This is a genomic window from Pseudomonas sp. FSL L8-0168 (genome assembly GCF_037976155.1).
GTDB classification, from domain to species: Bacteria; Pseudomonadota; Gammaproteobacteria; order Pseudomonadales; family Pseudomonadaceae; genus Aquipseudomonas; species Aquipseudomonas paracarnis.
The window spans coordinates 5,714,994-5,740,674 of record NZ_CP150262.1 but is presented as its reverse complement, the minus strand read 5'-3'; the positions used below and the strand labels follow the sequence as shown (position 1 = coordinate 5,740,674).

25 protein-coding genes are annotated in these 25,681 nt (G+C 59.4%); 12 read left to right on the top strand and 13 right to left on the bottom strand.

Features of this window, described 5'->3' with window-relative positions:
* Window positions 1-115 precede the first annotated feature (115 nt).
* Both MHH62_RS26335 and MHH62_RS26330 read right to left on the bottom strand, forming a co-directional pair.
* A complete protein-coding gene (locus MHH62_RS26335) occupies window positions 116-685 on the bottom strand; it encodes a lipocalin family protein (RefSeq protein WP_014716529.1) in 570 nt (189 codons plus the stop codon).
* Between the two features lie 30 nt (window positions 686-715).
* Window positions 716-970, bottom strand: a complete 255-nt coding sequence (locus MHH62_RS26330) for a hypothetical protein (RefSeq protein ID WP_003187823.1) — start codon at window positions 968-970, stop codon at window positions 716-718.
* A gap of 220 nt (window positions 971-1,190) precedes the next feature.
* Here MHH62_RS26330 and MHH62_RS26325 point away from each other — a divergent pair, with 220 nt between their 5' ends.
* Both MHH62_RS26325 and MHH62_RS26320 read left to right on the top strand, forming a co-directional pair.
* Window positions 1,191-1,463: a type II toxin-antitoxin system Phd/YefM family antitoxin gene (locus MHH62_RS26325; RefSeq protein WP_003171142.1), complete on the top strand. Its 273-nt coding sequence runs from the start codon at window positions 1,191-1,193 to the stop codon at window positions 1,461-1,463.
* The gene (locus tag MHH62_RS26320) at window positions 1,460-1,783 is read left to right on the top strand and encodes a type II toxin-antitoxin system RelE/ParE family toxin (protein WP_198833526.1); all 324 of its coding nucleotides are present in this window, start codon (window positions 1,460-1,462) and stop codon (window positions 1,781-1,783) included. Before MHH62_RS26325 ends, MHH62_RS26320 begins: the two co-directional genes overlap by 4 nt.
* Before the next feature lie 57 nt (window positions 1,784-1,840).
* Here the strand turns inward: MHH62_RS26320 and MHH62_RS26315 are convergent, their stop codons facing one another.
* Entirely contained in the window at window positions 1,841-2,851 is a 1,011-nt protein-coding gene (locus tag MHH62_RS26315; RefSeq protein ID WP_003187818.1) for a class 1 fructose-bisphosphatase, read from the bottom strand.
* A 216-nt stretch (window positions 2,852-3,067) separates the two neighbouring features.
* Window positions 3,068-5,518: a glycogen/starch/alpha-glucan phosphorylase gene (locus tag MHH62_RS26310; protein ID WP_020302392.1), complete on the bottom strand. Its 2,451-nt coding sequence runs from the start codon at window positions 5,516-5,518 to the stop codon at window positions 3,068-3,070.
* Window positions 5,519-5,755: 237 nt separating this feature from the next.
* Here MHH62_RS26310 and MHH62_RS26305 point away from each other — a divergent pair, with 237 nt between their 5' ends.
* Window positions 5,756-6,190, top strand: a complete 435-nt coding sequence (locus MHH62_RS26305) for a YkgJ family cysteine cluster protein (protein WP_003187815.1) — start codon at window positions 5,756-5,758, stop codon at window positions 6,188-6,190.
* 182 nt (window positions 6,191-6,372) lie between these two features.
* Here the strand turns inward: MHH62_RS26305 and typA are convergent, their stop codons facing one another.
* Both typA and thiI read right to left on the bottom strand, forming a co-directional pair.
* Complete coding sequence (gene typA / locus MHH62_RS26300; RefSeq protein WP_014716526.1) at window positions 6,373-8,193, bottom strand: translational GTPase TypA; 1,821 nt, start codon at window positions 8,191-8,193, stop codon at window positions 6,373-6,375.
* Between the two features lie 139 nt (window positions 8,194-8,332).
* Window positions 8,333-9,787 (bottom strand): tRNA uracil 4-sulfurtransferase ThiI, encoded by a 1,455-nt coding sequence (gene thiI / locus MHH62_RS26295; protein ID WP_014716525.1) that lies wholly within the window; start codon window positions 9,785-9,787, stop codon window positions 8,333-8,335.
* A 334-nt stretch (window positions 9,788-10,121) separates the two neighbouring features.
* On the opposite strand from thiI, the gene glnA reads away from it, so the two are divergent.
* From glnA to ntrC, 4 genes are all read left to right on the top strand, one after another.
* Window positions 10,122-11,528 (top strand): type I glutamate--ammonia ligase, encoded by a 1,407-nt coding sequence (gene glnA, locus MHH62_RS26290; protein WP_003187811.1) that lies wholly within the window; start codon window positions 10,122-10,124, stop codon window positions 11,526-11,528.
* 204 nt (window positions 11,529-11,732) lie between these two features.
* Window positions 11,733-12,269: a chorismate mutase gene (locus MHH62_RS26285; protein WP_122299503.1), complete on the top strand. Its 537-nt coding sequence runs from the start codon at window positions 11,733-11,735 to the stop codon at window positions 12,267-12,269.
* Window positions 12,270-12,632: 363 nt separating this feature from the next.
* Window positions 12,633-13,718 carry a nitrogen regulation protein NR(II) gene (gene glnL, locus MHH62_RS26280; protein WP_014716523.1) on the top strand — a complete coding sequence of 362 codons (1,086 nt, stop codon included), beginning with the start codon at window positions 12,633-12,635 and terminating at the stop codon, window positions 13,716-13,718.
* Complete coding sequence (gene ntrC / locus MHH62_RS26275) at window positions 13,715-15,151, top strand: nitrogen regulation protein NR(I) (RefSeq protein WP_003187806.1); 1,437 nt, start codon at window positions 13,715-13,717, stop codon at window positions 15,149-15,151. Before glnL ends, ntrC begins: the two co-directional genes overlap by 4 nt.
* 445 nt (window positions 15,152-15,596) lie before the next feature.
* Here ntrC and MHH62_RS26270 read toward each other — a convergent pair whose 3' ends face one another.
* Window positions 15,597-16,037: a hypothetical protein gene (locus tag MHH62_RS26270; protein WP_019819992.1), complete on the bottom strand. Its 441-nt coding sequence runs from the start codon at window positions 16,035-16,037 to the stop codon at window positions 15,597-15,599.
* Here MHH62_RS26270 and MHH62_RS26265 point away from each other — a divergent pair.
* Window positions 16,036-16,491 carry a tRNA (cytidine(34)-2'-O)-methyltransferase gene (locus tag MHH62_RS26265; protein ID WP_003171120.1) on the top strand — a complete coding sequence of 152 codons (456 nt, stop codon included), beginning with the start codon at window positions 16,036-16,038 and terminating at the stop codon, window positions 16,489-16,491. The two genes, MHH62_RS26270 and MHH62_RS26265, sit on opposite strands and share 2 nt — an antisense overlap.
* Before the next feature lie 158 nt (window positions 16,492-16,649).
* Here the strand turns inward: MHH62_RS26265 and secB are convergent, their stop codons facing one another.
* From secB to MHH62_RS26250, 3 genes are read right to left on the bottom strand one after another with little or no spacing between them, the layout of a single operon-like run.
* Complete coding sequence (secB, locus tag MHH62_RS26260) at window positions 16,650-17,129, bottom strand: protein-export chaperone SecB (protein ID WP_014716520.1); 480 nt, start codon at window positions 17,127-17,129, stop codon at window positions 16,650-16,652.
* 42 nt (window positions 17,130-17,171) lie between these two features.
* Window positions 17,172-17,426, bottom strand: coding sequence for a glutaredoxin 3 (gene grxC, locus MHH62_RS26255; protein WP_019819989.1), 255 nt, complete (start codon window positions 17,424-17,426; stop codon window positions 17,172-17,174).
* Window position 17,427: 1 nt separating this feature from the next.
* A complete protein-coding gene (locus MHH62_RS26250) occupies window positions 17,428-17,841 on the bottom strand; it encodes a rhodanese-like domain-containing protein (RefSeq protein ID WP_003187796.1) in 414 nt (137 codons plus the stop codon).
* A 151-nt stretch (window positions 17,842-17,992) separates the two neighbouring features.
* Here MHH62_RS26250 and gpmI point away from each other — a divergent pair, with 151 nt between their 5' ends.
* From gpmI to MHH62_RS26230, 4 genes are all read left to right on the top strand, one after another.
* A complete protein-coding gene (gpmI, locus tag MHH62_RS26245; RefSeq protein WP_339232147.1) occupies window positions 17,993-19,519 on the top strand; it encodes a 2,3-bisphosphoglycerate-independent phosphoglycerate mutase in 1,527 nt (508 codons plus the stop codon).
* Window positions 19,520-19,777: 258 nt separating this feature from the next.
* Window positions 19,778-21,073, top strand: a complete 1,296-nt coding sequence (locus MHH62_RS26240; RefSeq protein WP_019819986.1) for a murein hydrolase activator EnvC — start codon at window positions 19,778-19,780, stop codon at window positions 21,071-21,073.
* Window positions 21,074-21,103: 30 nt separating this feature from the next.
* Window positions 21,104-22,417, top strand: coding sequence for a S41 family peptidase (locus MHH62_RS26235; RefSeq protein WP_020302395.1), 1,314 nt, complete (start codon window positions 21,104-21,106; stop codon window positions 22,415-22,417).
* A 2-nt stretch (window positions 22,418-22,419) separates the two neighbouring features.
* A complete protein-coding gene (locus MHH62_RS26230) occupies window positions 22,420-23,193 on the top strand; it encodes a divergent polysaccharide deacetylase family protein (RefSeq protein ID WP_019819983.1) in 774 nt (257 codons plus the stop codon).
* Window positions 23,194-23,329: 136 nt separating this feature from the next.
* Here the strand turns inward: MHH62_RS26230 and MHH62_RS26225 are convergent, their stop codons facing one another.
* The 3 genes from MHH62_RS26225 to hisA all read right to left on the bottom strand — a co-directional run bounded on the left by MHH62_RS26225 (window position 23,330) and on the right by hisA (window position 25,669).
* Window positions 23,330-24,085, bottom strand: a complete 756-nt coding sequence (locus tag MHH62_RS26225) for an ABC transporter substrate-binding protein (RefSeq protein ID WP_014716515.1) — start codon at window positions 24,083-24,085, stop codon at window positions 23,330-23,332.
* A 66-nt stretch (window positions 24,086-24,151) separates the two neighbouring features.
* Window positions 24,152-24,922 (bottom strand): imidazole glycerol phosphate synthase subunit HisF, encoded by a 771-nt coding sequence (gene hisF / locus MHH62_RS26220; protein ID WP_003187786.1) that lies wholly within the window; start codon window positions 24,920-24,922, stop codon window positions 24,152-24,154.
* 9 nt (window positions 24,923-24,931) lie between these two features.
* Complete coding sequence (hisA, locus tag MHH62_RS26215) at window positions 24,932-25,669, bottom strand: 1-(5-phosphoribosyl)-5-[(5-phosphoribosylamino)methylideneamino]imidazole-4-carboxamide isomerase (RefSeq protein WP_003187784.1); 738 nt, start codon at window positions 25,667-25,669, stop codon at window positions 24,932-24,934.
* Window positions 25,670-25,681 lie beyond the last annotated feature (12 nt).

Below are 25,681 nucleotides of genomic sequence, written 5' to 3'. Positions count from 1 at the left end.
TGACAACTGTGGGAGCTGGCTTGCCTGCGATAGCATCAACCCGGTGCAACTGATGCACCGAGGTGCCTGTATCGCAGGCAAGCCAGCTCCCACATTGGGTTGAGGGTACTCAGGATTACTGAGAGGACTTTGCCATCTGCTTGTCCGACGTACGCCAGATCAGCCGCGTGGTGTCATACCCTTGCTGTCGCGCCCTGCTCAGCAGGTCTTCGCGGGTATCGGCACTCACCGTCGGCGTGCGCGACAGGATCCACATATAGCGCCGGCTCGGGCTGCCGACGATGGCGGTCTTGTAGTCATCGCTGACATACAGCACCCAGTAGTCGCCCTTGGCAACGCCCGGCAACAGTGATGTAAACCAGTTATTGAATTCCACCCACAGCTTGTCGGTCTTGCCTGGTACCTGCGGCGTAGCCGTGCCTTTGGCCTCTTGCCACTTCCACTCAGGCGTCAGGCAGCGGTTGAACACCGACATGTCACCATCAGGCAGCAAGGTATAGCGGGCTTCGGATTGCGCACAGTTGCGCTGAAAGTACATCGGCAACCGGGCCAACTCATACCAGGTGCCCTGGTAACGCTTGAGGTTGACGTTGCTCGCAGTCTTGGGTTGCAGATCATCGCCAGAATGGCTGGCGCAGCCCGCCAAAAACAGGCTGGCGCAAAGGAACAAAACAAAACGCATCATTCTTCTTCTCCCGCAGGCTCGCGCCCCGGTTTACTTCAGGCCTTGCCCGGAAAACATCAGAACTTTGTCACCGGCGTACTGCACGCTGATAAAGCTGTTTTTATCGCCCCAGGTGCAGCTGGACATGCCCAGTGCGCCGGAACAATCGGTTGGCTTGCCCAGCAACGACTCCACCTCGGCCTTGGCCATGCCGGCTGAGAGCTTTTGGTAGTTTTCTTGGGTGACCTTGCTGCAAGCGGCTAAGAGCACGCAAAAAGCCAGCAGGGCGAGACGGCGTATAGACATGGAAAAGCTCCTGGAGAGACAAAGCAGCTGGGGTATCTGCCAGAAGCTTAGAAGGGAAAAGGGGTGTCTGGTTCCCGATGGGGGGTGCTATTTATTTTTTATGTGAACTGGCCCCTTGAACCGTGTTTTCGAGTGAAAAATCACCGCCTTTCATCAGTTGCTGTCTAGCAAAGACCAAATTAAGACTAAAATCAGTCACACCTTGAGCAGGGGTCATCCCATGAAATTTTCTTCGCAGATAAAGCCGATCAGCTACTTGAAAAGTCATACCGCCGAGATCGTCAAAACACTCACGGAAAGCCGCGAACCCCTGGTCATCACCCAAAATGGCGAAGCGAAGCTGGTGGTGATGGATGTGAAGAGTTTTGAGGAGCAGGCAGAAACCATGGCCTTGTTAAAGCTATTGGCCCTGGGCAACCGGCAGATTGAATTGGGGCAGTTTCAAGACATGGAGGACGTGTTCGCCGAGCTGGACAAGGACGACGCTCAATGACATTCAAGGTTGTGATTCTTCACTCGGCAAAACGCGACCTTAAAGATATCAAGTCATACCTCATCCGGCAGTTCTCGACATCGACCTGGCAGCAGTCCTACGACGCGATGAAACAGGCCATGCGACTGCTTGAGTCTCAACCCTATGCTGGCTCGATACCGCAAGAGATCGAGAAGTTGAATCTCAGCCCATATCGACAGGTTGTCTGTGGCATGAATCGGATCATCTACGAAATTCGAGACCCGATCATTTACGTCCACATCATCGCCGACACTCGGAAAAACCTGCAGGCGTTGCTGCTGAAAAACCTTATTCAATAAAAACAAAAGCCCCGAAGCGCTGAGCGCATTTCGGGGCTTTTTTGTTACCGCAAGCTCTTACTTCTTGTGATAAGCCGTCACGCGCTCAACTTCTTCCTTCGAACCCAGGAACACCGCCACACGCTGGTGCAGGCCTTCAGGCTGGATGTCGAGGATGCGCTGGTGGCCGTCGGTAGACGCACCGCCTGCCTGTTCAACCAAAAACGACATCGGGTTGGCTTCGTACATCAGGCGCAGCTTGCCTGGCTTGGACGGCTCGCGGCTGTCGCGTGGGTACATGAACAGGCCACCACGGGTCAGGATGCGGTGCACGTCGGCAACCATCGCGGCTACCCAGCGCATGTTGAAGTTCTTCTTCAACGGGCCTTCTTCGCCTTCCATCAGCTCGTTGACGTAGCGCTTCACCGGTTCTTCCCAGTGGCGCTGGTTGGACATGTTGATGGCAAATTCCTGGGTAGAAGCAGGAATCGAAATGTCTTCGTGGGTGAGTACGAAGCTGCCCATTTCACGGTCCAGGGTGAAGCCTTTGACGCCGTCGCCCAGGGTCAGCACCAGCATGGTCTGTGGGCCGTAGATCGCGTAGCCGGCAGCAACCTGCTCGGTGCCTGGTTGCAGGAAGGCCTTTTCGTTCAGGGCTTCGTTCTGGCTCAGGTATTCGTTGGGGCAACGCAGCACCGAGAAGATGGTGCCGACCGGTGCGTTAATGTCGATGTTGGACGAACCGTCCAGTGGGTCGAATACCAGCAGGTATGCGCCCTTCGGGTATTTGCCTGGGATCTGGTAGGCATTGTCCATTTCTTCGGACGCCATGCCGGCCAGGTGGCCACCCCATTCGTTGGCTTCGAGCAGGATTTCGTTGGACAGAACGTCCAGTTTCTTCTGCACTTCGCCCTGCACGTTTTCAGTGCCCATGCTGCCCAGGACACCGCCCAGTGCGCCTTTGGAAACGGCGTGGCTGATTTCCTTGCAAGCACGCGCCACCACTTCGATAAGGAAGCGCAGATCGGCAGGCGTGTTGTTGCTGCGGGTCTGCTCGATCAAATAGCGACTCAAGGTAACGCGGGACATGGACGGCTCCGGAGAATGGGGGGCTGAAAACCCGCGCAGTTTAGCGCGAGTCGAGGCTGATTTCCTCTAATCAGAGGATTTAACGCCAATAGAGTTCACGACCAGGCTTGATGTGGGAGGGGGCTTGCCCCCGATTGCGGTCATTCAGTCAATGCATGAGTGACTGATCAACCCCTATCGGGGGCAAGCCCCCTCCCACATTTTTAACCGCGGCCGTCAGTCGAGGGCTTTCCAGATCTCGGTGGCATATTCGCGGATGGTGCGGTCCGAGCTGAACCAGCCCATGCGCGCTGTGTTGAGCACGGCCGAGCGCCACCAGGCCTTGGAGTCGTGCCAATGCGCCTCGACCCGCGCCTGGGCGTCCCAGTAGGCGTCAAAGTCGGCACACACCAGGAAGCGGTCGTAGTCGATCAGCCCATCGATCAGGCCCACATAGCGGCCCGGGTCGTCCGGCGAAAACACCCCGCCACGGATCGCTTGCAGCACATCATTCAAACGATGGGAGGCAGCGATATCCGGCCCGGCGTTGAACTCGCCGGCGTGTTTGCGGGCCTCCACCTGCTGGGCACTGAGGCCAAAGATAAACATGTGCTCGGCGCCGACACGCTCGTGCATCTCCACGTTGGCGCCGTCCATGGTGCCGATGGTCAGCGCGCCGTTGAGGCCGAACTTCATGTTGCTGGTGCCGGACGCTTCGAAACCGGCGGTGGAAATCTGCTCCGACAAATCCGCTGCCGGAATGATGCTTTCCGCCAGGCTGACGTTGTAGTTGGGCAGGAACACCACCTTGAGCAGGCCGCGCACGGTCGGGTCGTTGTTGACGGTGCGGGCGATGTCGTTGGTCAGCTTGATGATCAGCTTGGCCTGGTGGTAGCTGGCTGCCGCCTTGCCGGCAAAGATCTTGACCCGAGGCACCCAGTCGATGCCCGGCTCGGCACGGATCGCCTGGTACAGCGCCACGGTGTGCAGCAGGTTGAGCAGTTGGCGCTTGTATTCGTGGATGCGCTTGACCTGCACGTCGAACATCGCCGCCGGGTTGATCGCAATGCCCAGGCGCTCATGGATGATCTGCGCCAGGGCGCGCTTGCTGTGCAGGCGCTGCTCAGCAAATGCTTTGCGAAAGGCCGGTTTCTCGGCAAAGGGTTCCAACTCGATAAGACGCTGCTCGGGCTGGTCGAGAATATCCGGGCCCAGCGCTTCCACCAGCATATCGGTCAACTTGGGGTTGGCCTGATACAGCCAGCGACGGAAGGTAATGCCGTTGGTTTTGTTATTGATGCGTTCGGGGTAGAGCTTGTGCAGTTCGGAGAACACCGTGCTGCGCATCAGCTGGGTATGCAAACCGGACACGCCGTTGACGCTATGGGAGCCCAGGAACGCCAGGTTGCCCATGCGCACGCGGCGGCCGTTGTCTTCTTCGATCAGCGACACAGCGCGCAAAACATCGAAGTCGTGGATGCCTTTGGCACGCAGCGAGTCGATATGCTGGGCGTTGATCAGGTAGATGATCTGCATATGCCGGGGCAGCATGCGTTCCATCAAACCTACCGGCCAGGTTTCCAGCGCTTCGGGCAGCAGGGTGTGGTTGGTATACGAAAGGGTCTCGACGGTGACATCCCACGCGGCTTCCCAGGGAATGTCATGCAAATCGACCAGCTGGCGCATCAACTCGGCCACGGCGATGGACGGGTGGGTGTCGTTGAGTTGGATGGCGGCGTGCTCGCCCAGGCTCAATACCGAACCGTGCATGTTCTTGTGGCGGCGCAGCAAATCCTGCAGGGACGCGGAGACGAAGAAATATTCCTGGCGCAGGCGCAGTTCCTGCCCTGCTTCGGTGCTGTCGGCCGGGTAAAGCACTCGGGAGATGCTTTCGGCGCGGGCCACTTCGGCGACGGCGCCCAAATGGTCACCGGCATTAAAGCGCTCCAGGTGCAGGTCTTCTACGGCCCGTGCACGCCAGAGGCGCAGGGTGTTGACGCTGGCCCCGCGCCAGCCGACGACCGGCGTGTCATAGGCCACGGCACGTACGGTTTCGTTGGGCGACCACACCTGGATCATCTTGCCGGAGGCGTCCGCAATGGTTTCAACGCTCCCGCCAAACCCGATCGGGTAAATCACCTCGGCGCGCTCGAATTCCCAAGGGTTGCCGAAATCCAGCCAGCGTTCGGTCTGCTCCTGCTGCCAACCGTCGACAATGGCCTGGCGGAACAAGCCGTGTTCATAACGAATGCCGTAACCGTGGCCCGCAATGCCCAGCGTCGACATGCTTTCCATAAAGCACGCCGCCAGACGGCCCAGACCACCGTTGCCGAGCGCCGCGTCGGGCTCCAGCAGGCGGATGCGCTCCAGATCCACGCCCAGCTCCGACAGCGCTTCGCGAGCGATCTCCAGCACACCCAGGTTGCTCAGGCTGTCGTAGAGCAAGCGGCCGATGAGAAATTCCAGGGACAGGTAATAAACACGCTTCTGGCCTTTGCGATAAATACGCCGCGTGTGGTCCATCCAGTGGTCGACCATCTGGTCGCGGGCGGCCAGGGCAATGGCTTCGAACCAGTCATGGTCGAAGGCGTGATCCGGGTCCTTGCCCACCGCGTAGGTGAGTTTGGTCAAGACAGCATCGCGGAATGCGGCTACCTCTGCTTCTCGTGCAAGCGGTTCCTGAGACATCGGTGCGACCTCGGGCGAGATTGAAGGAGTTGCTAGAGCCTAGTCGGTCTGACAGACGGTAGACGTGCTGGTTCGGCAGTTTTTTAACTCATTCGCCATGGACTGAATTTGATGCAGGGGTCGTGCCCGATCAGGCAGTGGCCAAACCTTTGAGCTGAAACCTGCAAAATATTGTTCAAAAAACCACCAATCCCGGTATGATCCCGCGCCCGTATACCGCCCCACCCTGGAACCCTGATGAAGCCTCAACTGATCGCCGCCGCGGAACTCGACCGTTTAGAGACCTGGCAGAAATATTCCGCCCACATGTGCGGCGGCTGCGTGTCCAGCTGCTGCACCCTACCGGTTGAGGTGAAGATCAAGGACCTGATCCGCATTGGCATCGTCGATGAGTTCGAGCGCGGCGATCCGCCGAAGAACATCGCCAAGCGTTTGCAGAAAGAAGGCATCGTCGAGCGGTACAACAACAAGTCCGAAATTTTTACCCTGCAGCGCATGAGCAACAACGACTGCCTGTACCTGGATCGTAAGACGCGCTTTTGCACTATTTATGACAAACGCCCGGATACGTGCCGCAACCATCCGAAAATCGGGCCGCGGCCGGGGTATTGCGCGTATAAGCCCAAGGAAGTGGTGCGCGAGACCAACTTCAAGACCCTCGACAAGTTCTAAGTTTTTGATCGTTCCCACGCTCTGCGTGGGAATGCAGCTGTGGACGCTCTGCGTCCGCTCTTGAAAGCAGGACGCGGAGCGTGGGAACGATCACAACGGCACAGTCACCACAAAACCTGCAGGCATAAAAAAACGCCCCCGGCCTTTCGACCGGGGGCGTTTTTCATTCAGCCTGAGTTAACTCAGTTCTTGGCTTTCTTGGCAGCGCGGGTACGCTCGCCTTCGTCCAGGATCTTCTTACGCAGGCGGATCGACTTAGGCGTGACTTCGCACAGCTCGTCGTCCTGGATGAATTCCAGGGCCTGTTCCAGGGTGAAGCGAACAGGTGGAACCAGAGCGATGGTTTCGTCTTTGCCCGAAGCACGCATGTTGTCGAGCTTCTTGCCTTTGGTTGGGTTGACACCCATGTCGTTGTCACGGCTGTTCAGACCAACGATCTGGCCGTTGTAGATCTCTTGACCGTGTTCAACGAACAGCTTGCCACGCGCCTGGAGGGTTTCCAGGGAGTAGGTCAGCGCCTTGCCGGTTTCTACCGATACCAGAACACCGTTCTGACGGCCGGACATGTCGCCGGACTTCATGGTGTCGTAGCGATCGAAGATCGAGGTCAGGATGCCAGCACCGTTGGTCAGGGTCAGGAACTGGTTACGGAAACCGATCAGACCACGAGCAGGGATGTTGTATTCCAGACGCACACGGCCTTTGCCATCCGGCACCATGTTGGTCAGGTCGCCCTTACGCAGGCCCATCTCTTCCATGACCTTGCCCTGGGATTCTTCAGGGGTGTCGATGGTGACGTTTTCGAACGGTTCCTGCTTCACGCCGTCAACCTGACGGATGATCACTTCCGGACGACCAACACCCATTTCGAAGCCTTCGCGACGCATGGTTTCGATCAGTACCGAGAGGTGCAGCTCACCACGGCCGGAGACCTTGAACTTGTCAGCCGAGTCGCCTTCTTCAACGCGCAGAGCAACGTTGTACAGCAGCTCTTTGTCCAGACGCTCCTTGATGTTACGGGAGGTCACGAACTTGCCTTCTTTACCGCAGAAAGGCGAGTCGTTTACCTGGAAGGTCATGGAAACGGTTGGCTCGTCAACGGTCAGAGGCTTCATCGCCTCGACGTTGTCCGGCTGGCACAGGGTGTCGGAGATGAACAGCGAGTCCATACCGCTCACGCATACGATGTCGCCAGCGAAAGCTTCTTCAACGTCGATGCGGTGCAGGCCGTGGTGACCCATCAGCTTCAGGATACGACCGTTACGCTTCTTGCCGTCAGCGCCGATAGCAACAACCGGGGTGTTCGGCTTGACGCTACCACGAGCGATACGGCCAACGCCGATAACACCCAGGAAGCTGTTGTAGTCCAGTGCCGAGATTTGCATCTGGAACGGGCCTTCACGGTCGACTTTCGGTGCTGGTACGTTGTCGACGATCGACTGGTACAGCGGGGTCATGTCTTCAGCCATGTCGGTGTGGTCAAGACCAGCAATACCGTTCAGGGCCGAGGCGTAGATGACTTGGAAGTCCAGCTGTTCTTCGGTAGCACCCAGGTTGTCGAACAGGTCGAAGATCTGGTCCAGAACCCAGTCCGGACGCGCGCCTGGACGGTCAACCTTGTTGATGCACACGATCGGACGCAGGCCGGCTTCGAAAGCCTTCTTGGTCACGAAACGGGTTTGCGGCATAGGGCCGTCTTGAGCGTCAACCAGCAGCAGAACGGAGTCAACCATCGACATTACGCGTTCTACTTCGCCGCCGAAGTCGGCGTGGCCCGGGGTATCCACGATGTTGATGTGGTAGCCGTTCCAGTTGATAGCGGTGTTTTTAGCCAGGATGGTAATACCGCGCTCTTTTTCCTGGTCGTTGGAGTCCATCACGCGCTCGTCGTTGAGCTCGTTGCGCTCCAGGGTGCCGGATTGACGCAGGAGTTTGTCTACCAGGGTGGTTTTACCATGGTCAACGTGAGCAATGATGGCGATGTTACGTAGATTTTCGATCACTTGTGTATCTCGATCAGAGGATTCGGTGTGCTGACAGGTCGTGGCAGCGATTAACAGTAGAGTCAGGCCTTGCCGTTACAGCTTGACGGCAGAGTCGGGGGGCCGGTGACGCAGGCCACAGGCAAACAGCCCCGGGCTCTTAGCTCGGTCGATAAACGCGCACATTGGCATGCCCCTCACTGAGCAAATGGTGGGCATGCAGGCGACTCATCACGCCTTTGTCGCAATACAGCAGGTACTGACGGCTGTCATCCAGTTCCTTGAAACGCGCGTTCAATGCATAGAACGGCAGCGTTTGTACGTCGATGCCAGGAATCTCCAGCGGCTCGTCGTCGGCGGCATCCGGGTGACGGATGTCGATGATGATCTGGCCGGCCAGGGCTTCGCTGACTTCTTCGATCTGCACATCCTGGCCCAATTCGTCGATCACTCGATCGATTGGCACCAGCTTGGCGTTCTCGAGCGCACGCTCCAGAATCGCCATGTCGAATTCTTTTTCTTCATGCTCCACGCGGTGACGCTTGGCGTGGGTCTTGGGGTTCACCGAAATGACCCCGCAGTATTCAGGCATATGCTTGGCAAAGTCGGCGGTGCCGATTTGCTCGGCCAGGTCGATGATGTCCTGCTTGTGGCTGGCGATCAGCGGGCGCAGCACCAGCTTCTCGGTCACGCAATCAATGATCGACAGGTTCGGCAGCGTCTGGCTGGAAACCTGGGAAATCGCTTCGCCGGTCACCAGGGCGTCGATCTGCAATTGATCGGCGATTCGGGACGCAGCGCGCAACATCATACGCTTCAATACTACGCCCATATGACTGTTATCGACTTTGCCGAGAATTTCGCCCAGCACTTCCTCGAACGGCACGCTTACAAATAGCACGCGCTGGGAGCTGCCGTACTTCTTCCAGATAAAGTGCGCGACTTCCATCACGCCCAATTCGTGTGCACGCCCGCCCAGGTTGAAGAAGCAGAAATGGCTCATCAGGCCGCGACGCATGATCTGGTAGGCCGCCACCGTGGAATCGAAACCGCCGGACATCAATACCAGGGTCTGTTCCAAGGCACCCAGCGGGTAGCCGCCGATGCTGTTGTGCTGGCTGTGGATCACGAACAACCGTTGGTCGCGAATTTCCATGCGCACTTCAATTTGCGGCGCTTTGAGGGAAATTCCAGCGGCACCGCACTCGCGACGCAGCTTGCTGCCGACGTATTTCTCGACATCCATGGAGCTGAACGGGTGCTTGCCGGCACGCTTGCAACGCACCGAAAAAATCTTGCCTTCAAGCGCATTGCCGTAGTGCTGCTTGCACTTTTCGGTGATGTCGTCGAAGTCGCCCAGCGGGTACTCATCCACCTGCAGGAAATGCGCGATGCCCGGCATGCAGCTCAGGCGCTCGGTCATGTCCTTCAAGGCTTTGGCGTCGGTAATGCGGGTTTCCAGCTCGAGGTTGTCCCACACGCCGTTCACCACCACAGCCGGGTCCAGGTCACGGAGCACGGCACGGATGTTCTTGGCCAACTGACGGATGAAACGCGTCCGTACCGGTCGGCTTTTGATGGTGATCTCGGGGAAGACTTTAACGATTAATTTCATGGAAACAGCGCGCGCCGGGCCTGCTGAAAAAGGGGGGCGCGGATTATAGCGGAAATCGCTCAAGGTTTAACCAGTTAATATGCATTGCCTACGCAATGCACCAAAACGGGTCATTTACACAAATAAACGCTACATTGCAGTGCGCGATTTATGCCATTTTTGCCGATTGCACCGTTATAGGGGCTATTTTGAGGCAAAACGGCCATGTTGGCGCACTGGCATGCAATTTGCTCTCTTGTGAGGCAGGTTGCCTTGGCGGAGTATCCGCGCCGGCATCACCCAAATTCTAAGGGCTAACTCCACTACCCAAGCCCGAAGCCACCCGGAGGACACCATGTCGAAGTCGGTTCAACTCATCAAAGATCATGACGTTAAATGGATTGATCTGCGCTTCACGGACACAAAAGGCACTCAGCACCACGTGACCATGCCGGCTCGCGATGCGCTGGAAGATGACTTCTTCGAAGTCGGCAAGATGTTCGACGGTTCCTCCATCGCCGGCTGGAAAGGCATCGAAGCCTCCGACATGATCCTGCTGCCAGACGACAGCACCGCCGTACTCGACCCGTTCACCGAAGAGCCAACCCTGATCCTGGTGTGCGACATCATCGAGCCTTCGACCATGCAAGGCTATGACCGCGACCCACGCGCCATCGCCCACCGTGCCGAGGAATACCTGAAGTCCACCGGTATCGGCGACACCGCATTCTTCGGCCCTGAGCCAGAGTTCTTCATCTTCGACTCGGTGAAGTTCAAATCCGACATCTCCGGCTCCATGTTCAAGATTTTCTCCGAGCAAGGTTCGTGGATGTCCGACCAGGACGTGGAAGGCGGCAACAAAGGCCACCGTCCAGGCGTGAAAGGCGGCTACTTCCCAGTACCACCGTTCGACTTCGACCATGAAATCCGTACCTCCATGTGCAACGCACTGGAAGAAATGGGCCAGACCGTTGAAGTTCACCACCACGAAGTGGCGACTGCCGGCCAGAACGAAATCGGCGTGAAATTCAACACGCTGGTGAAGAAGGCTGACGAAGTTCAAACCCTGAAATACTGCGTGCACAACGTTGCCGATGCCTATGGCCGCACCGCTACCTTCATGCCTAAGCCGCTGTACGGCGATAACGGCTCGGGCATGCACGTTCACGTATCGATTTCCAAAGACGGCAAGAACACCTTCGCCGGCGAAGGCTATGCCGGCCTGTCCGATACCGCCCTGTACTTCATCGGCGGCATCATCAAGCACGGCAAGGCCCTGAACGGCTTCACCAACCCGTCGACCAACTCCTACAAGCGTCTGGTCCCAGGTTTTGAAGCGCCGGTGATGCTGGCCTACTCGGCACGCAACCGCTCCGCCTCGATCCGTATTCCTTACGTCAACAGCCCTAAAGGCCGTCGTATCGAAGCGCGCTTCCCAGACCCGGCTGCCAACCCTTACCTGGCCTTCGCCGCCCTGATGATGGCCGGCCTGGACGGTATCCAGAACAAGATCCACCCTGGCGACGCCGCCGACAAAAACTTGTACGACCTGCCGCCTGAAGAGGCCAAAGAGATCCCACAAGTGTGCGGCAGCCTGAAAGAAGCCCTGGAAGAGCTGGACAAGGGCCGTGCGTTCCTGACCAAAGGCGGCGTTTTCAGCGACGACTTCATCGACGCTTACATCGCCCTGAAAAGCGAAGAAGAAATCAAAGTACGCACCTTCGTACACCCACTGGAATACGAGCTGTACTACAGCTGCTGATCCGGTAGCGCTGCTTGAGGCAGCGTGATGAAAAAGACCTCCTTCGGGAGGTCTTTTTTTTGCCTGGGCGTTACGCTAGCCCAACTCTTCAAACCCAATCAAAGTGTGGGAGCTGGCTTGCCTGCGATAGCGCACTGCCGGCCACCTGCTGTATCACTGACACACCGCCATCGCGGGCAAGCCCGCTCCCACAGGAGATCACCTTTGAGATATCGACTTGTATTTGCCCTGCTGTTCATCAGTGCCAGTGCGAGAGCTGCGCCGCCTACGCTCGAACCCCTGCTCAACAGCATCGCCGAACGCCTTGAGATTGCCGACCAGGTAGCACTGAGCAAGTGGGACAGCCACAAGCCCGTGGAGGACAAGAAGCGCGAACAAGAGGTGATCGCCAGCGTCACTGCCCAGGCGCCGAGCTACAAGCTGGACCCGGCCGCTGCCGAGCAGTTCTTCGCCGCCCAGATCGAAGCCAACAAACTGGTGCAATATACCCACCTGTCCGACTGGCAGTTCCAGGGCAAAGCGCCCGACGACCCGCGCCCGGATCTGGTCCAGCAGATTCGCCCGCAATTGGACGCGCTGCAAAAAAGGCTGCTGCAGCAGTTGGCTGACTTCACGCCCCTGCGCACAGACCCCAAATGCCCCCAATGGCTGGCCGAGGCCGTGCACGAACCGCTGAATGATCCGCTGCGCCAGCTGGCGATGATCCGCGCCACCGCCGAGCTTTGCATCTATAAAGGTTAAAAGGACTGCAAATCCAATTAAAAATGTGGGAGCTGGCTTGCCTGCGATAACGGTGTTGAATGCACCACAGCTATCGCAGGCAAGCCAGCTCCCACACTGACTGCGATTTGCCTTCAATCTTCAGTGGCTGAACAACCTTCACAAAACCGCACTATATTGGTGCGATAGCCTGCACCCTTCTCAATTGCCCAGCCCATTTTGGTTCGAAACTTCCCGTTGAGGCTGGCAGAACGCCACAGTTTCGCGCCTGAACCCCTTATTTCAGGGCATTAGCGCTTCTTTTCGGAGCCTTGGTTTGGTTTTTGCATTTTCCTTGTATCAGCGTGTGCCTCAAGCCCGCGCCTTGCTCCAAAAGAGGTCCCGATGACCATCAGCGATGCACTGCACCGTTTGTTACTCGACAACCTGACCACCGCGACCATCCTGCTCAATGCCGACCTGCGCCTTGAGTACATGAACCCGGCGGCGGAGATGCTCCTGGCGATCAGCGGCCAGCGCAGCCATGGGCAGTTCATCAGCGAATTGTTCACCGAGTCGGCCGAAGCCTTGAGCTCGTTGCGCCAGGCCGTGGAGCAGGCACACCCGTTCACCAAGCGCGAAGCGATGCTCACCGCGCTGACCGGGCAAACGTTGACCGTCGACTACGCCGTAACCCCAATCCTGAGCAATGGCGCGACCCTGTTGCTGCTCGAAGTCCACCCCCGCGACCGCCTGCTGCGTATCACCAAGGAGGAAGCACAGCTGTCCAAGCAAGAAACCAGCAAGATGCTGGTGCGCGGCCTCGCCCATGAGATCAAGAACCCGTTGGGCGGCATTCGCGGCGCGGCACAGTTGTTGTCCCGCGAGCTGCCGGACGAGCACCTCAAGGACTACACCAACGTCATCATCGAAGAAGCCGACCGTCTGCGTAACCTGGTAGACCGTATGCTCGGCTCCAACAAGCTGCCGTCCCTGGCGATGACCAACGTGCATGAGGTGCTGGAGCGCGTCTGCCAATTGGTCGAGGCCGAAAGCCAAGGTTGCATCACCTTGGTGCGCGACTACGACCCAAGCATTCCCGACGTGTTGATCGACCGCGAGCAGATGATCCAGGCGGTGCTCAACATCGTGCGCAACGCCATGCAGGCCATCAGCAGCCAGAACGAGCTGCGCCTGGGCCGCATCAGTTTGCGCACCCGCGCCCTGCGCCAGTTCACCATCGGCCATGTGCGCCATCGCCTGGTGACCAAGGTCGAGATCATCGACAACGGCCCCGGCATTCCTGCGGAGCTGCAGGAAACCATCTTTTTTCCCATGGTCAGCGGCCGCCCGGACGGTACCGGGCTGGGCCTGGCCATTACCCAGAACATCATCAGCCAGCACCAGGGCCTGATCGAATGTGAGAGCCACCCCGGCCACACCACGTTCTCGATCTTCCTGCCATTGGAACAAGGAGCCCCCACGACATGAGCCGTAGTGAAACTGTCTGGATCGTCGACGACGACCGTTCTATCCGCTGGGTCCTCGAAAAAGCCTTGCAACAAGAAGGCATGACCACCCAGAGCTTCGACAGCGCCGATGGGGTGATGAGCCGCCTGGCACGTCAGCAACCGGACGTGATCATTTCCGATATCCGCATGCCTGGGGCCAGTGGCCTGGACTTGCTGGCGCGCATTCGCGAGCAGCACCCGCGCTTGCCGGTGATCATCATGACCGCCCACTCGGACCTGGACAGCGCTGTCGCGTCCTATCAGGGCGGCGCCTTTGAATACCTGCCCAAGCCATTTGACGTGGATGAGGCGGTAGCGCTGGTCAAACGCGCCAACCAGCACGCCCAGGAACAACAGAACCAGGAAGCGCCGCCGACCCTGACCCGTACTCCGGAAATCATCGGGGAAGCGCCGGCGATGCAGGAAGTGTTTCGCGCCATCGGGCGCTTGAGCCATTCCAACATCACCGTGCTGATCAACGGCGAATCGGGGACCGGTAAAGAACTGGTGGCCCACGCCCTGCACCGCCACAGCCCTCGGGCGGCCTCGCCGTTTATCGCACTGAATATGGCGGCGATTCCCAAGGATTTGATGGAGTCCGAGTTGTTCGGCCATGAAAAAGGCGCGTTCACCGGGGCAGCCAACCTGCGTCGCGGACGCTTTGAACAGGCGGACGGCGGCACACTGTTCCTTGATGAAATCGGCGACATGCCGGCCGACACCCAGACTCGCTTGCTGCGCGTGCTGGCTGACGGCGAGTTCTATCGTGTGGGCGGGCATACGCCGGTGAAGGTGGATGTGCGCATCATCGCGGCCACCCACCAGAACCTGGAAACACTGGTGCATGCGGGTAAATTCCGTGAGGACTTGTTCCACCGCCTCAACGTGATCCGCATCCACATTCCGCGCATGTCGGACCGCCGCGAAGATATCCCTACCCTCGCCCGCCATTTCCTCAGCCGCGCCGCCCTGGAGCTGGCGGTGGAGCCCAAGCTGCTCAAAAGCGAGACCGAGGAATACCTCAAGAATCTGCCGTGGCCCGGCAACGTGCGCCAGCTGGAGAACACCTGCCGCTGGATCACCGTAATGGCCTCCGGGCGCGAAGTGCACATCAGCGACCTGCCGCCGGAGCTGCTGAGCCTGCCGCAGGACTCGGCTCCCGTGACCAACTGGGAACAGGCGCTGCGCCAATGGGCCGACCAGGCCTTGGCACGCGGCCAGTCGAACCTGCTGGACAGCGCCGTGCCAGCGTTCGAGCGGATCATGATCGAGACCGCGCTCAAACACACCGCCGGCCGCCGCCGTGATGCCGCCGTGCTGCTGGGTTGGGGGCGCAATACCCTGACGCGCAAGATCAAGGAATTGGGAATGAAGGTGGATGGTGGGGATGATGACGAGGGTGATGAAGCCTGAACCCCAAGACCGCTGAAGGCCCCGTATGGGAGCCGGGCTTGCCCGCGATGACGGTGTGTCAGTCACCCAGTATAGGGCTGACACGCCGTCATCGCAGGCAAGCCAGCTCCCACATTGGTTTTGTGCAATGCCTGCAGACTGTGCACCGCTTCAATGCACGATGAACCGGCATTGAGCACAGACCAGAAAACTCGCCTATCGCTTTCGCTACAAATTTCTTGGCAGTAGAAACAAACAAAGCCCCGTATTCCGGGGCTTTGCGCTTTTTGGCATTTTTTTCCAGCAGCAATTGCAAGTTTTGGCACGCCCCCTGCAATAACCCCAGTACTACCCAGTTTCGGGGACCTTGGTACAGGCAGGCCGAGAATCCCCTCTTTAACACCGAAGCCTCAGGCTTCACCCCGTTTTGGGAGCCCTGGTACAGGCAGGCCGGGAACTCCCTCTTTTATTGCTCTTGGAGATGGATCTCCAGCCGCCAGCGGCCATCGACCTCTGCACCGCTCCACTCCCCACGCAACGGCCGAGCCGCCACCAGATTCAGCAGCAGGCCAGCGTCGGTCTTGCGGATGCGCCAATTCACGTCCTTGTCATTGACCTTGAGCTGCCCGCTGGCAGCTTTGCCCTGGGCGTCAAACAGCAACGCCACGGTGCCGTCGATATGCTCGCCGTGCAGCTTGGGTTCGTCGTTGAACCACACCACCAAACCATCCGCCGCAGGTTCTACCTGTTGCAGCTCAAGCGGCTCGGGGGTGGTCAAGCGACCGATCATCAAGCCAATCATCAAGCCGACAATCGCCAATGAGCCCAACACCCTCGGCAATAGCTTCGGTCTCGGGTCGTCTTCGGGGGTAGAATGCAGCGCATCTTTGCCTTCGGAGCCGTGCATGTTTCACGTCATCCTTTTTCAACCAGAAATTCCGCCGAATACCGGCAACGTTATCAGGCTGTGCGCCAACAGTGGCTGCCACCTGCATTTGATCGAGCCGCTGGGCTTTGACATGGACGACAAGCGCCTGCGCCGCGCCGGGCTGGACTACCACGAGTACGCCACCCTCAAGCGCCATGCCGACCTGGCCAGTTGCCTGGAGAGCCTGGGCCACCCTCGGCTGTTCGCGTTCACCACCAAGGGCTCGCGGCCGTTTCACGATGCCAGCTTTGCCGAGGGCGATGCCTTCCTGTTCGGCCCGGAAAGCCGGGGCCTGCCGGCCGAGGTGCTCGACGCATTGCCCGATGGCCATCGCCTGCGCTTGCCGATGCGTGAAGGCTGCCGCAGCCTGAACCTGTCGAACACCGTGGCCGTCGCTGTTTACGAAGGCTGGCGACAACTGGGCTTTAAATAAAACGCAAAACAAATGTGGGAGGGGGCTTGGGTGGGAGCCGGGCTTGCCCGCGATGCAGGCACCTCGGTGTGTCAGTCACACCGCAGTGATGCTATCGCAGGCAAGCCAGCTCCCACACAAGCCCGCTCCCACATTTTAGAACGGCATCGCTCAGCAAATTACTGAACGGTTGGCGCGCCTTCCTGTTGCATGCGCTGCAGCTCTTGGGCGTACAGGGCATCGAAGTTCACCGGGGCCAGCATCAGGGCCGGGAACGAACCACGGGTGACCAGGCTGTCCAGGGTCTCACGGGCATACGGGAACAGGATGTTCGGGCAGAACGCGCCCAGGGTGTGGCTCATGGACGCTTCGTCCAGGCCCTGGATCAGGAAGATACCGGCCTGTTGCACTTCAGCGATGAAAGCGACCTCTTCACCATTCTTGACGGTAACCGACAGGGTCAGCACGACTTCGTGGAAGTCGCCTTCCAGGGCTTTCTGACGGGTGTTCAGGTCCAGCGCAACGCTTGGGGTCCATTCCTGACGGAAGATCGCCGGGCTTTTTGGCGCTTCGAACGACAGGTCACGCACGTAGATGCGCTGCAGCGAAAACTGTGGGCCTTGAGCTTCTGCTGCTTCGGTGTTCTGTTGATCAGTCATCGCAGATCCTTCTTTATCTTGGGGTTCTTAAGGGGTTGGCAGTCAGACGGACAGCAGCGCATCAAGTTTACCGGCGCGCTCCAGAGCGAACAGGTCATCGCAACCACCGATATGCCGGGTGCCGATCCAGATCTGCGGGACCGACGTGCGGCCAGCCTTCTGGGCCATTTCGGCGCGCACCTGAGGCTTGCCATCAACCTTGATCTCTTCGAAGGCGACCTTCTTGCTCTGCAGCAGCTGCTTGGCTCGAATGCAAAACGGGCAATAATCGCTGGAATATACGACAACCTGGCTCATATCACTTCACCAACGGCAGGTTATCGCCACGCCAGCTGCTGATACCACCCGACAGCTTGGCGGCGGTGAAGCCGGTCTTGAGCATCTCGCGGGCGTGGGTGCCCGAGTGCTGGCCTTGGGCGTCGACCAGGATAATGGTCTTGGCCTTGTATTTTTCCAGCTCGGCCAAGCGCGCGATCAGCTTGTCCTGAGGAATGTTCAGGGCACCAACGATGTGGCCAGCGGCATAATCCTTGGCCGGGCGAATATCGACGACAACGGCCTCATCCTTGTTGACCAGCGCGGTCAGCTCCGACGTGCTCAGGCTGCGACCACCGCGGCTCAGTTCATGCGCGATCAGCAGCGCCAGCAGGATGACGAAGGCACCCACGAGCAGGTAGTGGGCAGTGGCAAATGCAATCAGGTGATCAACCATCAAGGAGGTTCCAGGGCGTTAAAATGGCGGTAAGTATACACAGCCGCCAGGGGGGGCCAACCCCCGTAAAGCGGTGACGTGGTTGGAACTTCGCTTTAAACTGCCACTCCCTTTTCAATTGTCTTCCTTTATTAGCGCCGCGAGAGGATCTATGACTACCACGCCTAAACCTTTGGTCCTGATAATTCTCGATGGCTTCGGACACAGTGAAAGCCACCACGACAACGCGGTGTACTCGGCCAACAAGCCGGTACTGGACCGCCTGACCGCCACCGTGCCCAACGGCCTGATCTCAGGTTCCGGCATGGACGTGGGCCTGCCGGACGGCCAGATGGGCAACTCGGAAGTCGGCCACATGAACCTCGGTGCCGGACGAGTGGTGTACCAGGACTTCACTCGTGTCACCAAGGCGATCCGCGATGGCGAGTTCTTCGAGAACCCGACCATCTGCGCCGCGGTCGATAAAGCCGTTGCCGCGGGCAAGGCCGTGCACTTCATGGGCCTGTTGTCGGACGGCGGCGTACACAGCCATCAGGATCACTTGGTCGCCATGGCCGAACTGGCGTTCAAGCGCGGCGCTGACAAAATCTATCTGCACGCCTTCCTCGACGGCCGCGACACGCCGCCTAAAAGCGCGCAATCCTCCATCGAACTGCTGGATACCACCTTCGCCGCTCTGGGCAAGGGCCGTATCGCCAGCCTGGTGGGCCGTTACTTCGCCATGGACCGCGACAACCGCTGGGACCGTGTCGCCCAGGCGTACAACCTGATCGTCGACGGCCAGGCCGAATTCAACGCAGCCACCGCCCAGGAAGGCCTGGAAGCGGCCTACGCCCGAGGTGAAAGCGATGAATTCGTCAAAGCCACCACCATCGGCGAACCGGTGAAGGTCGAAGACGGCGACGCCGTGGTGTTCATGAACTTCCGCGCCGACCGCGCCCGTGAACTGAGCCATGTGTTCGTCGATGAAGGCTTCAAGGACTTCGAACGCGCGCGCCAGCCGAAGGTCGAGTTCGTCATGCTCACTCAATACGCCGCCAACATCCCGGCCCCGTCGGCATTCGCCCCGGGCAGCCTGGAGAACGTGCTGGGCGACTACCTGGCTAAAAACGGCAAGACCCAGCTGCGCATCGCCGAAACCGAGAAATACGCCCACGTGACGTTCTTCTTCTCCGGTGGCCGCGAAGAGCCGTTCCCCGGCGAAGAGCGCATCCTGATCCCGTCGCCAAAAGTCGCTACCTACGACTTGCAGCCGGAAATGAGCGCACCGGAAGTGACCGACAAGATCGTCGACGCCATTGATCACCAGCGTTACGACGTGATCGTCGTCAACTACGCCAACGGCGACATGGTTGGCCACAGCGGCAACCTGGAAGCGGCGGTCAAGGCCGTGGAATGCCTGGATAAATGTGTTGGCCGCATCGTGGATGCGCTGGACAAAGTCGGTGGCGAAGCACTGATCACCGCTGACCATGGCAACTGCGAACAGATGTCCGACGAATCCACTGGTCAGGCTCACACAGCCCACACCACCGAGCCGGTACCGTTCATCTATGTCGGCAAACGTGACCTGAAAGTGCGTGAAGGTGGCGTGCTGGCGGATGTGGCGCCGACCATGCTGAAACTGATGGGGCTGGAGCAACCGAAGGAGATGACCGGGACCTCGATCCTGGTCTGATCCAAAGTGCGCCACAAAACAGTGTGGGAGCGGGCTTGCCCGCGATAGCGGCTAATCAGTCGACCTCTATGTCGCTGACCCACCGCAATCGCGGGCAAGCCCGCTCCCACATTGGTTTTGTGGTGTTTGATAGATGTCTTTTTGCCATACCATCGCCACTCGGCGGCTATCTTGCCCTACCGCCCCAATTGGGCGTTTTTTTTGCAGCGCTTGGCGGGCATACTAGGCCGTCCTTTTCCCCTGGTGTCGCCCGCCTCTATGCTTCGCGCCTTGATCACCCTTGCTCTTGTCTGCCTGCTCCAACCGGCATTTGCCGATGAGCGCGCACAAACCCAACAACAGTTGGACGCTACGCGTCAGGACATTACCGAGCTGAAAAAACTGCTCGGCAAGCTCCAGGAAGAAAAATCCGGGGTGCAGAAAGACCTGCGCGGCACGGAAACCGAGATGGGCAAGCTGGAGAAGCAGGTCCAGGAGCTGCAAAAAGAACTAAAGAAGAGCGAGTCGGAACTGGAGCGACTCGACGCTGAGAAAAAAAAACTCCAGAGCGCACGCGTTGAACAGCAACGCCTGATCGCGATCCAGGCCCGTGCCGCGTACCAGAGCGGACGCCAGGAGTACCTCAAGCTGCTGCTCAACCAGCAGAACCCGGAAAAATTCGCCCGTACCCTCACCTATTACGACTACCTGAGCCAGGCACGCCTGGCGCAATTGAAGGGGTTTAACGAAACCCTGCGCCAATTGGCCAATGTCGAGCAGGAGATTGCCGACCAGCAATCGCAACTGCTCGACCAGAAAACCGCCCTCGACACCCAGCGTGATCAGTTGGACAAGGTGCGCAAGGAACGCCAGCAGGCCCTGGCCAAGCTCAACAGCGACGTAAAAGCCCGCGACGCCAAGCTCCAGGCACGCGAGCAGGACCAGGCCGACCTGGCCAAAGTCCTCAAGACTATCGAAGAAACCCTGGCCCGCCAGGCACGCGAGGCCGAAGAAGCGCGGCAAAAAGCGCTGATCGCCCAGCAGGAAGCCGAAAAAAAGCGTCAGCGTGAGGCCGAACTGGCTGCCACCAGCGACGCTCCGGCCCCGCGCAAACCGGCGCGTGCAGCCCCTGGCCCGCTGGTTTCCAGCAGTGGCGAGTCCTTCGGTGGCCCTTTTGCTTCAGCTCGGGGCAAACTTCCATGGCCGGTTGATGGTCGATTACTGGCACGCTTTGGGGAAACCCGTGGCGATGACACCCGTGCCAAGTGGGATGGCGTGATGATCAGCGCCTCTGCCGGCAGCCAGGTCCACGCCGTGCATGGTGGGCGCGTGGTGTTCGCCGATTGGTTGCGGGGCGCCGGCTTGCTGGTGATTCTTGACCACGGTAATGGCTATTTGAGCCTTTACGGCCACAATCAGACACTACTCAAGTCGGCAGGTGATGTTGTAAAAGCCGGTGAATCCATCTCCACTGTCGGTAACAGTGGTGGTCAGGACACCCCGGCGCTGTACTTTGCTATTCGTCAGCAGGGCCGCCCGAGCGACCCTGCACAATGGTGCCGGTCCCAAGGATAGGGTCGCATCTACATTAGGAGTTCGTTCGACATGCTGCATTTGTCCCGCCTCACTTCGCTGGCCCTGACGATCGCTCTGGTGATCGGCGCGCCTCTGGCTTTTGCCGACCAGGCCGCACCGGCTGCACCTGCCATGGCTGCGACGACCAAGGCGCCATTGCCGCTGGACGAGCTGCGCACCTTTGCCGAGGTCATGGACCGGATCAAGGCAGCGTATGTCGAACCCGTAGACGACAAGGCCCTGCTGGAAAATGCCATCAAGGGCATGCTCAGCAACCTCGACCCGCACTCCGCCTACCTGGGCCCGGAAGATTTCGCCGAGCTGCAGGAAAGCACCAGTGGTGAGTTCGGCGGCCTGGGCATCGAAGTGGGCTCCGAAGACGGCCAGATCAAAGTGGTCTCGCCCATCGACGACACCCCAGCGTCCAAGGCCGGCATCCAGGCCGGCGACCTGATCGTGAAGATCAATGGCCAGCCGACCCGTGGCCAGACCATGACCGAAGCCGTCGACAAGATGCGCGGCAAGCTCGGCCAGAAGATCACCCTCACCCTGGTACGCGACGGCGGCAACCCGTTTGACGTGACCCTGGCCCGTGCGACCATCACGGTCAAGAGCGTGAAGAGCCAGTTGCTGGAGTCGGGCTACGGTTACATCCGTATCACCCAGTTCCAGGTCAAGACCGGCGACGAAGTGGCCAAGGCCCTGGCCAAGCTGCGCAAAGACAACGGCAAGAAGCTCAACGGCATCGTGCTTGACCTGCGTAACAACCCAGGCGGCGTGTTGCAGTCGGCGGTTGAAGTGGTCGACCACTTTGTCACCAAGGGCCTGATCGTTTATACCAAAGGCCGGATTGCCAACTCCGAACTGCGCTTCTCGGCCACCGGCAACGACTTGAGCGAAAACGTGCCGTTGGCGGTGCTGATCAACGGCGGCAGCGCCTCGGCCTCGGAAATCGTCGCCGGCGCCCTGCAAGACCTCAAGCGCGGCGTGCTGATGGGCACCACCAGCTTCGGCAAAGGCTCGGTGCAGACCGTATTGCCGCTGAACAACGAACGCGCACTGAAGATCACCACGGCGCTGTACTACACGCCTAACGGCCGCTCGATCCAGGCCCAGGGCATCGTGCCGGACATCGAAGTACGCCGCGCCAAGATCACCAACGAGATCGATGGCGAATACTACAAAGAGGCCGATCTGCAAGGTCACCTGGGCAATGGCAACGGCGGCGCCGACCAGCCAACCGGCAGCCGCGCCAAGGCCAAGCCGATGCCCCAGGACGATGACTACCAACTGGCCCAGGCACTCAGCCTGCTCAAGGGCTTGAGCATCACCCGCAGCCGTTGATCATGCGCTTTGCCCTGATCTTCGCTGTGCTGTGCAGCCTGGCAGGGGTCGCTCAAGCGGCCCCTGCCGGCGAACCGCACAAAGCCTACCTGACGCTTATCATCGACGACCTGGGGCAAAACCTGCCTCGGGATCGTCGCGTGCTTGCGCTACCCGGCCCGGTGACCGCCGCCATCATGCCGGACACGCCCCACGCCGCCGAATTCGCCCGTGAGGCCCACAAGGCTGGCAAGATCGTGATCCTGCACATGCCTATGGACCCGGCCACCGGCCCATTCGCCTGGCACCCGGAGCTGTCCATCGAAGAACTGGGCAAGCGCCTGGACGCGGCATTTGAAGCCGTGCCCTACACCGCCGGTATCAACAACCACATGGGCAGCCGCATGACTGCACAACCGGTAGCGATGGCCTGGCTGATGGGTGAGTTGCAACGGCGTCACAAGTTCTTCGTCGACAGCCGCACCAGTGCGCAAACCGTCGCCGCCGCCGAGGCACAGAAGATCGGTTTGGCCCATGTGTCGCGGGATGTATTTCTCGATGACGAACGCACCGAGGCAGCGATTACCACGCAACTGCAGACCGCGATCAAACTGGCACATAAGCAGGGTTCGGCAGTCATGATCGGGCATCCTTACCCACAGACGCTGGCGGTGCTGGAGCGCGAATTGCCCAAGCTCAAGGCCCAGGGCGTGGAGTGGATCGATATCAAGTTGATGATCAGCGTGCGCAGTAATCGGGCGATGGCCGGGCATGGCAAGGACGGTATTTACCGTTAAGGAAGATCGCAAAGATCTACTGTGGGAGCGGGCTTGCCCGCGATGGCGGAGTGTCGGTCACACAGGTATTGGCTGATCCAATGTTATCGCGGGCAACCCCGCTCCCACATTGTTGATCATGTTCATCCTGCCGACTTCAGAGGTAACGCGCCATGATTTCGTCTATACGGCCGCTGTTGCGTAACTCATCCAATGCGGCCTGGAGCCTGGCCACCACCTCATCCGGCACGTCCTTGTTCAACGCCAGGTAAAGCTGCGCACTGTTGAACCGCAACACCGTCTTGAGCCCGTTTACCCCCACCTGCCGCGCCAGGTAACGCCCGGCAGGATCGCCGGTGGCCCACAGGTCGATCTGGCCTTCCATGAGCTTTTGCGCATTGTCCTGGTCACGCAGGGCGACCATCGGCTTGAGCCCCTGCTTGTCGAGGCTTTCGGCAATGGCGTCGCCTTTGTAGGCGCCAATCTTGTAGCGGCGCGCTTGCTCCAGGCTTTCTAGCTGAATCTTGCTGTCGGCCTTGGCCAGCAGTACCCAATCATCCGGGCCGATGGGGCCGACCCATTTGAACAAGGCTTCACGGTCTGGCAGACGCGCCATCACAAACACACCGTAACCGGGTTTTTCCAGGGCGAGCTTGTAGATTCGTTCCCACGGGAAGCGCAGGGTCAGGTTGTAGGAAATGCCGGCACGCTGGAAGGTTTCGCGCATGATGTCTACGGCGATGCCTTCGATGTTCTCGTCCTTGGCGAAGTTCTTGCCGTTTTTCGCCATGTTGTAGGGCGGAAAATTTTCCGTCAGCAACACCAGGGAGGCGTCAGACGGTTGTTCGGCGTGTGCCGTAGCCGCCATGAACATGGAGGAACTGGCGAGGGCGAGCAGCAGGTGTTTGAACATGAAGGCTACCGGAATCCATGGCAAGCGCAGAGAGTGCCGCGAGCCTGCCATGGTGTCCAGCAGCGTTTAGCGCACGACGATACCGCGCGCCGCCATATAGGCCTTGGCCTCGGGCACGGTGTATTCACCAAAGTGAAAAATACTCGCCGCCAGCACCGCGCTGGCATGGCCTTCGAGCACGCCATCGGCTAAGTGTTGCAGGTTGCCGACGCCGCCCGACGCGATCACCGGGATGCCCAGGGCATCACTGATGGCGCGGGTGACGCCCAGGTCGAAACCGTTTTTCATGCCGTCCTGGTCCATGCTGGTCAGCAGGATTTCACCGGCGCCCAGGCCTTCCATCTTCATCGCCCACTCCACCGCGTCCAGCCCGGTAGGCTTGCGCCCGCCGTGGGTGAAGATCTCCCAGCGCGGGGTTTCGCCCGGGCCGGACACCTTTTTGGCGTCGATAGCCACCACGATGCATTGCGAGCCGAAGTGTTGCGCGGCTTCGCCGACAAACTCAGGGTTGAACACGGCGGCGGTGTTGATCGAGACCTTGTCCGCACCGGCATTAAGCAGGTTGCGGATGTCTTGCACGGTGCGCACGCCACCGCCCACGGTCAGCGGGATAAATACCTGGCTGGCCATGCGCTCGACGGTATGCAGCGTGGTGTCGCGGCCATCGACGCTGGCGGTGATGTCGAGGAAGGTGATCTCGTCGGCACCTTGCTCATCGTAGCGACGGGCGATTTCTACCGGGTCGCCGGCATCACGGATGTTCTCGAACTTGACGCCCTTGACCACACGACCGTTGTCGACGTCCAGGCAAGGGATGATGCGTTTGGCCAGCGCCATGGTCAGTCCTCAGCCGTTGTAGGCGTCGCAGTAAGCCTGAGCTTCGGCGACGTCCAGGGTACCTTCATAGATCGCACGGCCGGTGATGGCGCCGATAATGCCGGGAGCCTTGGCGTCCAGCAGCGACTTGATGTCACCCAGGTTGTGAATGCCGCCCGAGGCGATCACCGGAATCTTGGTGGCCGCTGCCAGGGCTGCGGTGAACGGAACGTTGCAGCCCTGCATCATGCCGTCTTTGGCGATGTCGGTATAAACGATGGCGGACACGCCGTCGGCTTCGAACTGTTTGGCCAGGTCGATCACCTGCACGGTGCTGATTTCAGCCCAGCCATCGGTGGCAACAAAGCCGTCTTTAGCATCCAGGCCGACGATAACCTTGCCGGGGAACGCGCGGCAGGCTTCGGCGACGAAGGCCGGGTCTTTCACGGCCTTGGTGCCGATGATCACGTAGCTCACGCCCGCCTTGACGTAGTGCTCGATGGTTTCCAGGGAGCGGATACCACCGCCGATCTGGATCGGCAGGTTCGGGTAGCGTTTGGCGATGGCGGTGACCACCTCGCCATTGACCGGCTGGCCTTCGAAGGCGCCGTTCAAGTCCACCAGATGCAGACGACGGCAGCCCCCTTCTACCCATTTGGCAGCCATGCTCACCGGGTCATCGGAGAACACCGTGGAATCTTCCATGCGGCCTTGGCGCAGGCGGACACAAGCGCCGTCCTTGAGATCGATAGCGGGGATAATCAGCATCTGGCAAACCTT